At 61.6% G+C, this 14,826-nt stretch carries 13 protein-coding genes; 5 read left to right on the plus strand and 8 right to left on the minus strand.

The features are described from left to right. Positions 1-22 precede the first annotated feature (22 nt). The gene (locus tag PEP31012_RS00445; protein WP_150587410.1) at positions 23-1,063 is read right to left on the minus strand and encodes an ABC transporter substrate-binding protein; all 1,041 of its coding nucleotides are present in this window, start codon (positions 1,061-1,063) and stop codon (positions 23-25) included. 157 nt (positions 1,064-1,220) lie between these two features. On the opposite strand from PEP31012_RS00445, the gene PEP31012_RS00450 reads away from it, so the two are divergent. Then, positions 1,221-2,162 (plus strand): LysR substrate-binding domain-containing protein, encoded by a 942-nt coding sequence (locus tag PEP31012_RS00450; protein ID WP_150587411.1) that lies wholly within the window; start codon positions 1,221-1,223, stop codon positions 2,160-2,162. 49 nt (positions 2,163-2,211) lie between these two features. Here PEP31012_RS00450 and PEP31012_RS00455 read toward each other — a convergent pair whose 3' ends face one another. Further along, the gene (locus tag PEP31012_RS00455) at positions 2,212-3,117 is read right to left on the minus strand and encodes a LysR substrate-binding domain-containing protein (protein WP_246171079.1); all 906 of its coding nucleotides are present in this window, start codon (positions 3,115-3,117) and stop codon (positions 2,212-2,214) included. Between the two features lie 106 nt (positions 3,118-3,223). Between PEP31012_RS00455 and PEP31012_RS00460 the strand changes: the two genes are divergently transcribed. Both PEP31012_RS00460 and PEP31012_RS00465 read left to right on the plus strand, forming a co-directional pair. Next, entirely contained in the window at positions 3,224-3,661 is a 438-nt protein-coding gene (locus tag PEP31012_RS00460) for a hypothetical protein (protein WP_150587413.1), read from the plus strand. After that, complete coding sequence (locus PEP31012_RS00465) at positions 3,658-4,950, plus strand: NAD(P)/FAD-dependent oxidoreductase (RefSeq protein ID WP_150587414.1); 1,293 nt, start codon at positions 3,658-3,660, stop codon at positions 4,948-4,950. Before PEP31012_RS00460 ends, PEP31012_RS00465 begins: the two co-directional genes overlap by 4 nt. 400 nt (positions 4,951-5,350) lie before the next feature. On the opposite strand, the gene PEP31012_RS23510 is transcribed toward PEP31012_RS00465, so the two are convergent. Beyond that, positions 5,351-5,635 (minus strand): hypothetical protein, encoded by a 285-nt coding sequence (locus PEP31012_RS23510; protein WP_174978059.1) that lies wholly within the window; start codon positions 5,633-5,635, stop codon positions 5,351-5,353. Between the two features lie 140 nt (positions 5,636-5,775). On the opposite strand from PEP31012_RS23510, the gene PEP31012_RS23515 reads away from it, so the two are divergent. Both PEP31012_RS23515 and PEP31012_RS00475 read left to right on the plus strand, forming a co-directional pair. Next, on the plus strand, positions 5,776-6,063 hold the full coding sequence (locus tag PEP31012_RS23515) for an EAL domain-containing protein (RefSeq protein WP_246171080.1): 288 nt from the start codon (positions 5,776-5,778) through the stop codon (positions 6,061-6,063). 47 nt (positions 6,064-6,110) lie between these two features. Next, positions 6,111-8,309: a putative bifunctional diguanylate cyclase/phosphodiesterase gene (locus tag PEP31012_RS00475; protein ID WP_150587416.1), complete on the plus strand. Its 2,199-nt coding sequence runs from the start codon at positions 6,111-6,113 to the stop codon at positions 8,307-8,309. A 1,578-nt stretch (positions 8,310-9,887) separates the two neighbouring features. Here PEP31012_RS00475 and PEP31012_RS00480 read toward each other — a convergent pair. From PEP31012_RS00480 to PEP31012_RS00500, 5 genes are read right to left on the minus strand one after another with little or no spacing between them, the layout of a single operon-like run. Further along, a complete protein-coding gene (locus PEP31012_RS00480; RefSeq protein WP_246171082.1) occupies positions 9,888-11,267 on the minus strand; it encodes an NAD(P)/FAD-dependent oxidoreductase in 1,380 nt (459 codons plus the stop codon). Then, on the minus strand, positions 11,264-12,313 hold the full coding sequence (locus PEP31012_RS00485) for a branched-chain amino acid ABC transporter permease (protein WP_150587417.1): 1,050 nt from the start codon (positions 12,311-12,313) through the stop codon (positions 11,264-11,266). Before PEP31012_RS00485 ends, PEP31012_RS00480 begins: the two co-directional genes overlap by 4 nt. Positions 12,314-12,322: 9 nt before the next feature. Continuing rightward, positions 12,323-13,207 carry a branched-chain amino acid ABC transporter permease gene (locus PEP31012_RS00490; RefSeq protein WP_150587418.1) on the minus strand — a complete coding sequence of 295 codons (885 nt, stop codon included), beginning with the start codon at positions 13,205-13,207 and terminating at the stop codon, positions 12,323-12,325. Between the two features lie 8 nt (positions 13,208-13,215). Next, positions 13,216-13,953 carry an ABC transporter ATP-binding protein gene (locus tag PEP31012_RS00495; protein ID WP_150587419.1) on the minus strand — a complete coding sequence of 246 codons (738 nt, stop codon included), beginning with the start codon at positions 13,951-13,953 and terminating at the stop codon, positions 13,216-13,218. 16 nt (positions 13,954-13,969) lie between these two features. Beyond that, positions 13,970-14,740 carry an ABC transporter ATP-binding protein gene (locus PEP31012_RS00500; RefSeq protein WP_150587420.1) on the minus strand — a complete coding sequence of 257 codons (771 nt, stop codon included), beginning with the start codon at positions 14,738-14,740 and terminating at the stop codon, positions 13,970-13,972. Positions 14,741-14,826 lie beyond the last annotated feature (86 nt).

Consider the following 14,826-nt stretch of genomic DNA (forward strand, 5'->3'; position numbering starts at 1 on the left):
GGCGTGTGGATGGGGGTAAAGGTCAGCGCGCAATTGCTTTGTTCCACTGATCGTTGATGGAAGCACGCTGGGCGTTCACGGCATTCCAGTCCGGGATCACCAGGTTCTTGACCGAGCCAGTCGGCCCCCAGGGCATGCGCGCCTTGGCCTCAGGCGTCAGCACAACATCGCTCGTGGCAGGACCGATGAAAAGCCGGTTGCTCATACAGGCAGCGCGGGCGGGTGCGATCGCAAAGTCGATGAAGGCGCGAGCCGCGTCCGCGTTCTTGGTCCCGCGAATCAGGTGCAACCGGATATCGCCCCCCAGTGCGCCTTCCTTGGGAACGACGTAGGCGATCGGCAACTGCTTGGCCACCATCGACCAGGCGGCGGACGCATAGTGCGCGCCGACCGTCACCTCGCCGGACTGGAAGCTGTTCGTCGCGGTCCCCGAGGAATCGAAGAATGCGAAGGACTTGAGCGCCTTCATCCGGCTGATCCCTTTGCTTTGGTCAGTCGGCGTTCCGCCGGCGATGGAATTGATCATCATCAGAAACGGAATGCCCATCGCGTTCGCGGGGCTGGGCACGGTGACAATGCCGGCATACTGCGGCGACCAGAGATCGCTCCAGGACGTGGGCGGTGTCTTCACTTCCTTGGTGTTGTAAACCAGGCCCAGCGCATAGAAGCCGGTGCTGACGGCGTAGGGCTTTCCATCGGCAGCGCGGTACAGGCCTTCCGGAATAATCTTGCCCAGGCCCGGCATTCGCGCCGAGTCGAGGGTATCGAGCACGCCTGCTTCGGCGGCAAGCTCCGAGACGCCGCCATCCAGCCATGCGACGTCAATGGTCGGATTTCCACGTTGCTGCTTGAGCTTGGCGAGTGTCACGCCGGATACGCCCGGCTCGGGAGTCACGGTGATGCCGGTTGACTTGGTGAACGGCTGCGAGATGCAGTCCCTGATAGCGTCGCCCCACTCGCCCCCGTACGTTGCCACGGTGATATTCGCGGAATGGGCAAGGGATGCCGCAGAGATGCCTGCGACAGCTGCGGCCACTTTCTTCAAATTGAATCTTGTCGACATGTTGCTCCTCTTGTAGGTAAAGAATTCACATCGAGTGGTCACGACCGCAACCTGAGCGTTAGTCCCCATGCTCGCGATTCGTTAAGGGCAGTGTCATTAAATCCCCCATAGATTTCAACTGATATTATTTGGGTGTTCCATTCTCTGAGGTTATGCAATGTGGCAAATAAGGCAAATCGAGGCCTTCGCAGCCGTAGTAAAGGAAGGGGGGCTGACACGGGCCGCTGAGAAGCTGCACATTTCGCAGCCGGCGGTGAGCAAACTCGTGTCGTCCCTTGAGCGGAGTTGCGGGTTCAAGTTGTTCCACCGGAATGGCAACCGGCTGACAATGACGGCGGAGGGGGACCTGCTTTTCGCAGAGGTGCAGCAGATGATGGTGAGCACCGAGGAGATACGTAACAAGGCCGAGGAGATTCGCGAGAAGCGATTCGGGTCGCTTCACGTCGCAGCGTTTCCCGCCCTGAGCGCCCATGCGCTACCGACCATCGTGAGCGATTTCATCCGCATGCATCCTGGCGTGCGGCCCTTGGTTACGAGCCGCAGTTCGTCGTACCTGATCGACTGGGTGACAGCTCAGAGAAGCGACCTCGGGGTGGCCCTGCTTGCCCAGGAGCGCCCGGGCCTCGCTTTCACACGAATACTCGAAGTGGAAGGGGTTTGCGTGCTGCCGCCCAATCACCGCCTCAAGCGCGCCCGGGTCATCCGTCCCAGTGATATAGACCGGGAGCCCTTCATCTCTCTGAGCACCAACGACAGATCACGCTTCCTGGTCGAAGAGTTCTTTCGTGGCCGCGAGCATCTGCGTAACATCGTGGCCGAGATGCAGATGTCGCAGGGCGCTTGCCAGATGGTCACCGACGGTACCGGCGTGTCCATCGTCGAACCGTTCTCGGCCATGAGCTTTGCGCCGGGATCATTTCTGATCAAGCGAATCGAACCCAAGGTCTACTTCGACGTTTGGTTGATGTACCCGACGCACAGGCCCATGTCGAAGATTGCCGCTGCGTTTGCCCGGTTCCTGCATGCGGAACTCGAGCGCAGGCTGACCGAATTTCGGGTCGGATTTCAGTCGTTCCCGATGGATCTCGATCAAACGTGACAAGCGGCTCGCCAAGCGAGCCCGCAACACGGAACCCGACGCGGCGGAATCAAGGATTCGGCGACTGGGCTACCTCAGCCTCGATCCATCGTCGGAACGCCTGCAGGGGCGGATAGTCTTCCCGTGCGATCGGCCAGGCGAGGTAGTAGTTGTCAGTGCTCTGCATTGGCCAGTCGACGGCGGGCACCAGATCGCCACGCGACAGTTCATCCTGGATAAGTAGGGTGGGCAGCAGCGCAACGCCCAGCCCTGCGACTGCAGCCTGCGTGGCCACCGAGAACTGGTCCACCAGCATGCCGTGCACCTCGTCGAACCCCACGCCGGCGGCCTGCAACCAGCGCTCCCATGCGTCCGGACGACTGACGAGGTGAACCAGCGGAGCCCGCAGCAGATCATCAGGCTTCTGCACCTTGTATTGCGACCGAAAGGCCGGGCTGCAGGCTGGGAGAATGGTCTCCTTCATCAGGCAATCGAGCCGCGCGCCTGCCCACTCGGGCGCGCCGTAGTGGATGGCCGCGTCCAGCTGGTCCACCTTGAAATCGAAAGGCGCCAAACGCGTTGCCAGGTTGATCGTCACGCCGGGATGGGCAGCGAGGAACTTCGGCAGCCGGGGCACGAGCCAGCGCGCCCCGAAGGTCGGAAGGATCGCGAGGTTGAGCGTACCGCCTTGCGGGTTCGCACGAAAGCCCAACGTTGCCGTGGCGATCAGTTGGAGTGCGCAACGGATCTCCTGCGCATAGATTTCACCTGAGACGGTCAGGCGGACTGTCTGCCGGTCTCTCACGAAGAGTTCCGCGCCGAGTTTCTCCTCCAGGCTTCGAATCTGCCGACTGACCGCGCTCTGGGTCAGATTCAACTCCTCGGCCGCTGCGGTGAAGCTCTGCAACCTGGCGGCAGCCTCGAAGGCCGTCAGCACGTTCATCGGCGCGAGAAATCGACGAGGGAGCAACGGCATGGTCATTCCTTGCAAGCATGATATTGGACCGAAATATCGTTTGCCATTGTAGTGATTGATTTCGAGAATCGTGCCACCAACAACCCTCCAGTGATTCGGCCAAAGAATGATCGACGCAACTTTTAGCGCCCCCCCTTCCCGACGCATGCGCAAAACGAATGAGCGGCTCGTTGCGATCGACGAAATGCGCGCGCGCTTCGCCAGCGCCTTATCGACCTTGCACCACAGCAAAATTTCGCGGTACGGCACGACGGTCGGCCAAACCAATGCGGACGCCGTTCATTGCCCCTTCGGGAGGCGGCCCGGCCGGAATGTCAAGGCGGCACCCGCCATCCACCGGTTACGGGTCATCAATTCCCTGCACCGGCTGGAATTGGCCACCGCCCCCGCACGCCGAAACACAGCTGCGCGAATCCCAGGCAAGCGTAACATCTTCACGCCACAAGCGCTGACACACGCCGACCTGTATGGAATCGCGCCGACATCCGGCGATGTCTTCGCTGCTCCACAGCCATTCGAAAACTTGATTGGAGCGGCCCAATGAACGGCGACCCGAATTCACATGGCCTGTGGGAAGCATCTGCACCGACGTGCCCGGCATCTGGTGCATTGCGCGAGCACATCGAGGTCGAAGTGGCGATCATCGGCGCAGGATTCACCGGCACGTCCGCAGCGCTGCATCTGGCGGAAGGCGGGATGCGTGTCGCCATCCTGGAAGCGCAGGAGGTCGGTTTTGGCGCCTCGGGGAGAAACGTCGGCCTGGTCAATGCGGGGATGTGGGTCATGCCCTCCGTCCTGATGGAGCATCTCGGCACCGACCACGGCAAGCGGCTACTGGAGCTACTCGGGAACGCACCTTCCGTGGTATTCGAACTAGTGCGGCGCCACGGCATAGCGTGCGAACCGGTACGCAACGGGACGTTGCATTGCGCGGTCGGCAACGCCGGCGTTGTGGAGGTGACGGAACGTACACGCCAATGGATGGCGCTGGGCGCGCCCGTAGAGTTGTGCGACGCGCAACGCACACGAGCGCTGACAGGGACCGGCGCTTACAAGGCTTCGCTGCTAGATCGAAGGGCGGGCACGATCCAGCCGCTGGCTTATGTGCGGGGTCTGGCAACCGCCGCAATGCAGGCAGGCGCAAGCCTTTACACCCACACCTGGGTGACGGGCGCTCGAAAGGAAGGCGAGAACTGGCACCTGGAGACCGCCAGCGGTGCGTCTGTGTCCGCCAAGTGGGTCATTGTTGCCACGGACGCGTACACGGCAACCAACGGCTTGTGGTCAGGCATCCGAACCGAGCAGGTCAAACTGCCCTACTTCAATCTGGCAACGTCCCCTTTGCCGCGCCACCTCAGCGAGTCGATCCTGCCGCTACGGCATGGACTGTGGGACACCCGCCACGTACTGTCGTCGCTAAGGTTTGATGCGGCAGGGCGTCTGGTGTTTGGCAGCGTGGGTTCCCTGCGCGGCGCCGGCCGCGCCATCCACCACGACTGGGGGCGGCGCGCGCTCGCTCGCCTTTTTCCTGCGCTCAAGGACATCCAGTTCGAACATGAGTGGTACGGCACGATCGGCATGACTCAGGATGCCCTGCCGCGCTTGCACTTTCTCGATCACAACGTCGTTTCTTTCAGCGGCTTCAACGGCAGAGGCATTGCTCCGGGTACCGTTTTTGGAAGAGAGCTGGCGAGGCTCATTCTCGGCGATATCCATGTGTCCGATCTGCCGCTCCCGGTAACGCCCGTGACCCGGGCAAACCTGCGTATATTGCGGGAGCTTGGCTACGAAACCGGAGCGAAGCTGTTTCACGCGGTGGATGCGCGTATTTGAGGGCAAGCATGACTGTAGTGGCCTGATGAATCCAGACACTGATTTAGGCCAGAATACTCGCCATGAAGATGTGTCTGATGACCCAGCAACGCGCACGTTTTCCCGGGAGTTCAAACCACAAGCTGCGATTCTGGTACTCGACTAGGGTTACCCCAGCCGCTATCCTCAATCGCTTCGCACACCTCAGCCCGCCGCGACCGTCGCAATGCAATCAATCCGCCCGTGGTGAGGGGCATTACGATCTTAACCTACTTGTGCAACAAACGCTGAACATCGCGACGAAACCCGGCCGTCGAAGACATTATAAAGACTGGGCATGAGCACCGAGGTCCGCTGGGCGAGATTGGAGGCCAACAGGCCTCCAATCATTAGCGCTATCAGGACTGGCCTGAGAACAAACTCACGCGAGCTTTTCCTTCAGGAACGCCATGAGATACGGAGTAGCGGCGGCGGCCACCGTCGATGCGGTGGACGGGTCGATGCCCATTCTCCCCGCGAGCGACTCAGCCACCCGGCCGGTCAGGATACCTTCCCCACCTTCGGTCAGTGACTTGAAAAATCCGTCGCCTCGGACCAGGCCTGAGGCGAAGGCTGCAAAAAAGCTCCGCCCCGCATGCTCGCCCATCAGACCACCACTCTGCTCTTCAACGTGGGCGTGCGCGGTCTCTGCGGCCTGGCTCAGCATTTGCTGTGCGTCATCCGCACCGATGCCTTGCGCCGCCAGTGCTTGGGCGGCCTGGCTCCCATGCTCGGAGGCCAGAAATTCAGAAACGAGTTGCCCTAGCCGACGTAGATGAAGTGCCGTCTCATCGTGACCAGCGCGAAATGTTCGGTTTCGAGCAGATCAAGATCGACAGACACATCATGACTCTCGAAGAGGACGAGCGCCGGCAGCGCCTGACAGCGGTGGTCAGTGCTGTTCGTCCTTTAGGGGGCGCCATGGTTGCGCAAGGCGTAGAGAGCGCCAATAATCATGCAGTGGTCAGCCAGGCAGAGATTGAACTGGTGCGGGGATTCTTTTGCGGGCGAACCATGCCCCTAAGCCTTTTGCTCACATGTCTGGAGGCCGCCGGGGTATCGCTTCGGATGCGAAAGAAAGGTCGCTGGAAATAACACCAAGGCTACTCAGGTCGAGAATTCGGAAACGGGAGGGAACGTTTATGAAATGTCCACCAGAACTGAAGACGGAGCCAGAAAGGCTGAAGGCCCTATCCGCGTATGAGCTCGGCACTGAGCGGCCGCTACCCAGCCTGGACCCTGTCGTCAGGATTGCGGCCCGCATGTTCAACATGCCCGTCGCTGCGGTGAATATGATCGGCAGCGACCACGTTTTCTTTGCCGCTAGCATTGGCCTGGAGGGTGGAGAAGTTAACATGAGCCGCGACGTCTCCTTCTGCGCACATGCGATTACGCAGGGCAGCGTTATGGTGGTGCCCGACGCCATGCTCGATGAACGGTTTCACGACAACCCTTTGGTCACGGGACAGGCCAATGTGCGCTTTTATGCCGGCGTCCCACTGTTGTCACCTGATGGTCACGCGCTCGGTACGCTTTGCGTGATCGACAACAAGCCGCATCACGATTTTTCTCCGGACGACGGTGAGCGCCTGGCCGAATTGGCAAAAATGGCCGCCGACAGGCTTGAGTTGCGCCGCGTGGAAATGGCAATGCAACCGGCCGCGCGTCCCTTCCGGGAAATTGACCTCAACCAGTCCGGTGCCCTTGTACAGTTCGATGAGAGGCGCGCCGTGATTGCCTGGGACGATGCAGCTGCCGCCCTGTATGGATACGGACCAGATGACGGGTTTGCCCCATCCATCGATGCTCTCGTTCCCGAGCGCGAGAGGGACACCGTGCGCGACCTCGTTGCGCGTTCGGCGGCTGGCCTGACCGACGACAGGCTGCCCATGACGGCAAACCTGCGAGGGTTGCGTAAGGACGGATCGGAATTTGAACTCAAGCTATGCCTGAGTCATGGCCGCCGGAACGGTAGCCCGATATTTAACGCATTCCTGATCGATCAGGCCGCACTGCGACGCGAGCAGGAGGAGTTGCAGCGTCTGGCCCACACTGACAGTCTCACCGGGTTGGTCAACCGGGCTGGCTTTTATCGGCGTGTAGAACAGGCACTCAAGGATACGTCGTCCTGCGCCCTGTTAATGATCGACCTAGATGCCTTCAAGGACATCAATGCCACGTTAGGCAACGCGATAGGCGACGGAATCCTTTGCGAAGTAGCTCGCCGCCTGGAGAAAATCATACCGCAGAAAGATTTGGTGGCGCGCATCGGCGGAGACGAGTTTACGATTCTGCTGGAAGACGCCAGCGCCGCACAGGCGAACGAGACGGCCAGTGCCGTCATGAGCAATGTTTGCGAACCGATCATTATCGCCGGACATGAAATGCGCTTGACGGCCTGCTGCGGCATAGCGACGGCGCCACTTCATGCATTGGAAGCGGTACAGCTCATCGGCAATGCAGGCCTGGCGCTTTCGAAGGCAAAAAGGCTCGGCCGCGGCAGATCGGTATCGTTTGTCAACGCACTGAGGGAAACCGCGGTGGTGAATCAACGCTACAACATGGAGTTGCATCGGGCCGTCAATGATGGCGAATTCGTCCTCTTCTATCAACCGCAGATCCGTCTGGCAGACGGTACCCTTGCCGGAGCGGAGGCGCTCATACGCTGGCTGCATCCGCAGCATGGTCTTCTCTCGCCCGCAGCTTTTCTTCCCGCGTTGGAAAGTGGCCCGCTGGCAGCGGCGGTGGGATGGTGGGTCCTTGATGAAGCCTGTGCGCAAGCGGCACTCTGGCGCAGAAGCGGCGCGAAGGACTTCCGGATTGGCGTCAATCTGTTCGCCGCGCAGATTATCACGAACGGCGACCTTGATTCGCAAGTCTTCTCCGTTCTGGAGCGGCATGGCCTGCCGCCACAAGCGCTCGAACTGGAAGTCACCGAAAACACCGTGTTCGACCGCGACGACGCCGTGCTGGAATCACTTGAGAAACTAAGGACGCGTGGCGTCGGGATTGCCCTTGACGATTTCGGAACCGGCTATGCTTCGCCAAGTCTGCTTAAGCGCTGTCCAGTCACACGGATCAAGATTGACCAGTCTTTCGTGCAAGGCATGCTCGAATCGGAACGTGATGCGGCGGTAATCCGCGCCATTCTTCATGTGGCGCACAGTTTCAGGATGGAGACGATTGCCGAAGGTGTTGAAAGCGAGCAGCAACGTGAGGTCCTGAAAAGCCTGGGCTGCCATGAGGGCCAAGGATTTCTGTTCGGCCGTCCTGCCCCCGCCCCCCGATTCGCGGCCGCTTTCGGGATTGAGCTGCCCACCCGGCTCTTGGCACACGCATAAACGTGCGCAACCGAGGCCAGTCGGGACGAGGAAGTAAAAAGTCTGCAGTGCGAGAGGGCGAAGCGCTTTATGGGAGTTGGCGTAGCTCTAGCGCTTTTTCCACAGCTTTAATCAATGCGGCGTCGTTGAACGGTTTTTTTCAGGTAATCCGGTGGATTGCCCGCGGTAGCTCGCGCACCTCCGGCATTGGCGTGAGTTCCTAAACCTGCTGGAGGTCAAGAGAGGTCGAGACTGGACGGGGCGCGGCGTTGTGACTTGTCAGGCTGATGGCGCCGAGCGGTCAAAATGCTGCGCGGATGTAAATCGGTCTGCCCCGTGAGTCTGACTCACGGTGACGCGCCGTGGCAGGCGACCGTTGCGGGGGTGGCGCGCGGGGCCCAGCGGTCAGCGGCAGGCCGTCGGCGAGGCGCGCAGTGACCTCGCCGTGCTGCAGCCTTTTTATGGGAGGCACCCCGCAGCGCAGCCCCCGGCGCGCGCCCGGTCATGACCCCGCCGCGCCTGCCCGCTTGATGCAACACTTTTTATGCACTTTTGTGCCAACCGCTGAGGCCCGCCAGTACGGGCGTGGTGGGGCATTTCGAGGTGCATGGAAAGTCTGCACTTTCATTGGCCACGCTTATGCACGGCATTTCGTCTCCTGGTGGTTTCCCCATGAACTAGTCACATGTATTGGTAGCTAGAATCAAACCAATGCTCATCGCCCCCCCCAATATCGATGACGCAGGTTCCGCCCGCAGCTCACCCTGCGGGCGATTTTTTTGCGGAGACCGGGATCCGAAAGTGGTTCCGGTCGCGTAACAGATCGCCCGCAGCTGTTTCGCCATAGATTGCAAAGGCTGGTGATGGGCTACGTGTTCTCACGTCGCCGCCCGCTCAATGCCCAGAACACAAGCTGGATGCGGGGTTATGTGCGGTTTGACGCTGTAGGATCCCAGAAAAGTTGATGTTCTTCACAAATAAGTGAAGCGATCTGAGCTGGTGGTTGCTGTAGGTTGTCAGATCGACTTCCTTAACATTTCTGTAGGGAACCGGAATCGTAGGGCGCCAGAGTATGTGCGACTGGCGCCACAGTTTTGCGACTGTGCGACGAAATTGTCGCGACTGCCCTAGGTTTTTCGTTGCGAGGCCAGTTGTCAGGTTTACGGACTCTTAATTCGTAGGTCGAGTGTTCGAGTCACTCTCGCCCCACCAAAGATATCAAGCACTTAGCCCACCTTTTAGGTGGGCTTTTTGCTTTCTGGCCATTTATTGCTGCAATTCTGCTGCACTGAGAATTTGCAGCAAGCCTGCTGCACCTGCCAATCATGCCCTCGCGGCGACGCTACACTTTAATTCGGGAGTAGCGACCGCATGGCAACAATCAACAACCGTGGCCCTCATCAATGGCAGGCCATCGTCCGACGCAAAGGGTATGTCGTTTCGAGGCATGGTCAAATTACTGGCGGCAACTCGCCAGGGGGGCCGCCGAATCAGTCATAACCTAAACCAACCGGCCTCCTCGAAAGCCGGGGCGATTCAATTACTTCAACGGACAGTTGAGCAAAAGAAGCGCCACCGGAGCCCGTCCGGTAACGTCATTCAACTCAATTGATCGAGCACGCGATACCAGTTCACCGCAGCCGAGAAATACAGACGCTGCAAGTCGTGGAAGGGAATCGGCCGGATGGGCGTGACAGGGAAACGCAATGCCGAGTGCCCGGTGAGGTGCCCGGCCAGTTCACGCCCGAGCGCCGTCGCCATGGCGATGCCGCGGCCGTTGTAACCGAGCGAGATCGTCAGACCGGGGGCCGGCGCGTGAACGTGCGGCATCGCGTCCGGTGTCACCGCCACACGCCCCGCCCAGCGATACTCGATGGGTACGCCCTGCGTCTGCGGAAATAGGCGAACCAGCGCGCGCTCGAGATGCCGCCATGCGCTCGCCGAGCCCGGGTCTGAAAACGAGCCGCGGCCGCCGAGCAGCAATCGGCCAGCGGCGTCCTTGCGAAAGTACAGCAACAGTCGGCGCGCATCCGAGGCGACTTCGCCGCCTGGCAGCACAGTGGCCGCAATGTGCTCCGGTAACGGCGCCGTAGCGACGATGAAACTGTTCGCGGCGATTAGGGTACGGCGTAGCCCGGGCCATAGGTCGTCGGTATAGCCGTTGGTCGCGATCAGCACACGCGCGGCGTCGATCGTGTGGCCCGACGCCGTGCTCACCTGCCAGCGCCCCACCACTGCTCGCAGGCCGGTCACCTGTGTGTTCCCGTGAATCGTCGCACCCTGCCCGGTCGCTGCCCGCACCAGGCCTCGTAGATAACTCAGCGGATGCAGGCTGCCCGCACGCCGGTCGATCCAGCCACCCTGGTAAATGGGGCTGCCGATGCGTGATGTCACAGCATCGCGATCGAGCATCTCGACGGGTGCCCCTCGCGTGCGCCATTGCGCGACTCGCATGCGTTGGGCCGCCAGCATCGCGGCAGAATGCGCCGGCTGTATCCAGCCTTCGCGCCGCGCATCGCAGTCGATGCCGTAGCGCGCAATAAGGTCGAAGACGACGTCGGCCGCCCCGCCAATCATGTCGACGAGCGCGACGCCCTGCTCCCCAGGAAAGCGCTTCATCAGCGCATCCGGATCGTGCTTGAGTCCCGGAATCACTTGACCGCCATTGCGCCCCGACGCGCCCCATCCGGGCTCACCGGCGTCAAGCACACAAACGTCGACGCCGGCTTCTGCCAAATGCAGCGCAGCGGAAACCCCCGTGAACCCGCCGCCGATCACCGCCACGTCCACGCGTCGCGACGCGTGGAGCGCGGGAGTCGCCAACGCAGGCGTCGCGGTGGCCGACCAGAGCGACGGGAACGCGCCGATCGGACCGGCGTCGCCGCGCCGCGCGCCATTGCCTGCGGTATCGCTGCGCACGCCGGTGGTGGCAGTCATCGCGTCATGGGCGGCCAGACGGGCATGCTCGCGTGTCGTCATTCGCTTTCTCCTGATTGTGAGGTGGCGGTGCCTGCCGCGAGACGCATTGCTTCATGGTTCGGGTTCGGCAGCACTCGTGTGCGCACGCGCTGCCAGAGTGCGACAACGCTGCCGACAACGCCGTCGCGCAGGAACAGCACCGTGACGATGAACAGCAGTCCGGTCACGATGGTGACGGATTCGCCCAGACGAGCGAATGCGTCGATACGGGTGAGTGCCGCGAGCACATCGCCGATGTCGCCGAGCTTGGTCTCCAGCCCCGTGATGACCACAGCGCCGACGACGGGCCCCCAGCGCGTTGCCATCCCGCCGACCAGCGTCATCAGGATGACGGCCCCGGACATCGACCAGTGCATGTCGGTCAGCGTCTCGAAGCCGAGCACCAGCACCTTGAGCGCCCCCGCCAGGCCGGCTAGCGCAGCCGACAGCACGAAGGCGAGCCACTTGAAGCGATCGACGTCGTAGCCGAGCGACATGGCGCGCGGCTCGTTCTCCTTGATGGCCGTGAGCACCGCACCGTAAGGCGATGCGACAATGCGGCCGATCAGCAGGAACGCCGCCGCCACGATGGCGAGTACGACGTAGTACAACGTGTGATCGTCATCGAGTGGCAACACCCCGAACAGTCGACCGCGCGGCACTGCCTGCAAGCCGTCTTCGCCGCCGGTGAACGGCGCCTGCAACAACACGAAATAGACGATTTGCGCGAGGGCGAGCGTGACCATCGCGAAATAGATGCCCTTGCGTCGAATCGCCAGTCCGCCCATGACGGCGCCGAGCCCCGCACCGGTCAGTGCGCCGAGCAACAGGCCGGCTTCCGGCGATACGTCCCACGCCTTCATCGCATAGCCGGCCACGTAACCGGCGCCGCCGAAAAGGGCGGCATGCCCGAACGACAGCAGCCCCGCATGCCCGAGCAGCAGATCGAACGCACAGGCGAACAGCGCGAAGCAGAGGACTTTCATGACGAACACCGGATACGCCCCTGCAAACGGTGCGGCCAGCAGGGCCAGGAGAACCAGCCAGGGTAGCCATCGTTTTTCCATACCGAACTCCTACGATTCCTTGCCAAACAATCCCGCCGGGCGCACGAGCAGCACCAGCACCATGACCACGAAGACGACCGTCGACGACGCCTCGGGATAGACGACCTTGGTCAGTCCTTCGATCACGCCGAGCCCGAGCCCGGTGGCGACGGCTCCGAGAATCGATCCCATTCCGCCGATCACGACTACGGCAAACACGACGATGATCAGGTTCTGCCCCATGAGCGGTGACACCTGGATGACTGGCGCGGCGAGCACGCCTCCGAGTGCCGCGAGCGCGACACCGAAGGCATAGGTCAGCGTAATCATCAGCGGCACGTTGACACCGAACGACGCGACGATCTTCGGGTTCTCCGTACCGGCCCGCAGGCGTGCACCGAGCGGCGTCTTCTCGATCAGCAGCCAGGTCCCCAGACAGACGGAAAGCGACGCCGCGACCACCCACGCGCGGTAGTTCGGCAACACCATGAAACCGACGTCGGTCGCGCCGGTCAGCCCGTCGGGTGTCGCGTACGGCAATCCTGAAACGCCATACCCTGCGCGCAAAGTGCCTTCGAGCAGGAGCGTGATACCGAGCGTCAGCAGAAGTCCGTAGAGGTGATCGAGCTTGTATATCCAGCGCAGCAGTACAAGCTCCATCACGACACCGAGTCCGGCGACGATGAGCGGCGCGAGCAGCAGCATGGTCCAGTACCCCAGCCCCAGGTACTCCATACCCATCCACGCCAACACGGCGCCCAGCATGAACAGTGCACCATGCGCAAAGTTGATCACGCCCAGTAATCCGAAGATGACTGCTAGACCCAGACTGAGCATCGCGTAGAACGAGCCGTTGACAAGTCCGAGCAATAGCTGGGACAGCAACGCAGGCAAGGGAATCTCGAACAGATGCATGGAAGACCTCAAACGCCGAGCAATTGGTGGAGGGCCTGCGCGCGCTGCGGCAACTCGCTGGCGACGAAGTGCTCGACGATGCGACCGTGCTCCATCACATAGAACCGGTCGGCCAGTGGCGCGGCGAAGCGGAAGTTTTGTTCGACCATGACGATCGTGTAACCCCTTTGCTTGAGCGCACGGATCATGCGCGCAAGGCTCTGCACGATCACAGGGGCGAGCCCTTCGGAAATCTCGTCGAGCAAAAGGAGATTCGCACCGGTGCGCAGAATTCGCGCCATCGCCAGCATCTGCTGTTCACCGCCCGAGAGTCGGGTCCCCTGGCTGTGACGTCGCTCCCAGAGATTTGGGAACAGTTTATAGATCTCGTCTTCACTCATGCCCGCGAGGGAATCGTTACCCCGTCTGGAGCCGAGTCGCGGTGGGAGTCGCAGATTCTCCTCACATGACAGGCTCGCGAAGATGGCGCGCTCCTCGGGGCAGTAGCCAACGCCGAATCCCGCGATATGGTGTGTCGGCAAACCGATCGTCTCGCTCCCGTCGATGCGGATCGAACCGCGTCGCGTTCCGATCAGTCCCATGATGGCGCGCAACGTCGTCGTGCGCCCCGCTCCGTTGCGGCCCAGCAGCGTGACTACTTCCCCGCGATCCACGTGCAGATCGACGCCGTGCAGGATGTGCGATTCGCCGTACCACCCGTGTAGGCCTTCGATGTGCAGCGCAGGGGGAGAAAGCGTGGTTGTCATCGTGTTGTCGTTCCCATCAGTTGACGGCTTCCTGATCGGCCGTTCCCATATACGCTTCCATCACCCGGGCGTCCTGCGAAACCTCGGCGTAGGTGCCCTGCGCGAGAATCGCCCCGCGTTGCAGCACCGTGACCCGATCGGCAATGGACGAAATCACGTTCATGTTGTGTTCGACCATCAGGACCGTGCGCCCAGCGCTGACTCGCCGGATCAATGCCGTGACGCTTGCAACGTCCTCGTGCCCCATGCCCTGCGTTGGCTCGTCGAGCAGCATCAACTCGGGTTCCATCGCGAGCGTGGTGGCGATTTCGAGTGCCCGCTTGCGGCCGTACGGCAGATTCAACGTCAGCGTGTTAGCGAAATCGGACAGGCCGACCTCCCCCAGCAAGGCGAGCGCACGCGCATCGAGGGCGTCGAGGGCGCGTGCGCTGCGCCAGAACTGCCAACTCATGCCCGACCGCCGTTGCAACGCGACACGCACGTTCTGGCGCGCGGTGAGATGCGGAAAGACCGCTGAGATCTGGAATGAACGGATGACGCCCCGGCGCGCGATCTGGGCGGGCTTCTCGCGCGTGATATCGATGCCGTTGAAGACGATGCTGCCGGCGCTCGGCGTCAGGAACTTGGTCAGCAGATTGAAGCAGGTCGTCTTGCCGGCGCCGTTCGGGCCGATCAGCGCGTGGATGGAGCCGCGCCGGACTTCGAGGTTGACGTCGGTTACTGCTGAGAATCCCTTGAAGGATTTGGTCAGCGCGTGGGTTCGCAGAATCAGGTCTTCGTGAGGCATACCGCTCGCCGGAAAATGAATTGCGTGACAGTCGGTCGGCAAAACCCGGGCCGAGCGCGGGCCCCTCGCGCCAAACGCGCAAGGTG

This window comes from Pandoraea eparura (assembly GCF_902459725.1).
In the GTDB taxonomy this organism is placed as follows: domain Bacteria; phylum Pseudomonadota; class Gammaproteobacteria; order Burkholderiales; family Burkholderiaceae; genus Pandoraea; species Pandoraea eparura.

What these genes read in the sequence shown, in the direction of transcription:
- PEP31012_RS00465 (WP_150587414.1), top strand. Translation starts at nt 3,658, where the DNA reads ATGAACGGCGACCCGAATTCACATGGCCTGTGGGAAGCATCTGCACCG.
- PEP31012_RS00460 (WP_150587413.1), top strand. Translation starts at nt 3,224, where the DNA reads ATGATCGACGCAACTTTTAGCGCCCCCCCTTCCCGACGCATGCGCAAA.
- PEP31012_RS00445 (WP_150587410.1), bottom strand. Translation starts at nt 1,063, where the DNA reads ATGTCGACAAGATTCAATTTGAAGAAAGTGGCCGCAGCTGTCGCAGGC.
- PEP31012_RS00485 (WP_150587417.1), bottom strand. Translation starts at nt 12,313, where the DNA reads ATGGAAAAACGATGGCTACCCTGGCTGGTTCTCCTGGCCCTGCTGGCC.
- PEP31012_RS00455 (WP_246171079.1), bottom strand. Translation starts at nt 3,117, where the DNA reads ATGCCGTTGCTCCCTCGTCGATTTCTCGCGCCGATGAACGTGCTGACG.
- PEP31012_RS00495 (WP_150587419.1), bottom strand. Translation starts at nt 13,953, where the DNA reads ATGACAACCACGCTTTCTCCCCCTGCGCTGCACATCGAAGGCCTACAC.
- PEP31012_RS00475 (WP_150587416.1), top strand. Translation starts at nt 6,111, where the DNA reads ATGAAATGTCCACCAGAACTGAAGACGGAGCCAGAAAGGCTGAAGGCC.
- PEP31012_RS00450 (WP_150587411.1), top strand. Translation starts at nt 1,221, where the DNA reads ATGTGGCAAATAAGGCAAATCGAGGCCTTCGCAGCCGTAGTAAAGGAA.
- PEP31012_RS00480 (WP_246171082.1), bottom strand. Translation starts at nt 11,267, where the DNA reads ATGACGACACGCGAGCATGCCCGTCTGGCCGCCCATGACGCGATGACT.
- PEP31012_RS00500 (WP_150587420.1), bottom strand. Translation starts at nt 14,740, where the DNA reads ATGCCTCACGAAGACCTGATTCTGCGAACCCACGCGCTGACCAAATCC.
- PEP31012_RS23515 (WP_246171080.1), top strand. Translation starts at nt 5,776, where the DNA reads ATGTTCGGTTTCGAGCAGATCAAGATCGACAGACACATCATGACTCTC.
- PEP31012_RS00490 (WP_150587418.1), bottom strand. Translation starts at nt 13,207, where the DNA reads ATGCATCTGTTCGAGATTCCCTTGCCTGCGTTGCTGTCCCAGCTATTG.
- PEP31012_RS23510 (WP_174978059.1), bottom strand. Translation starts at nt 5,635, where the DNA reads ATGCTGAGCCAGGCCGCAGAGACCGCGCACGCCCACGTTGAAGAGCAG.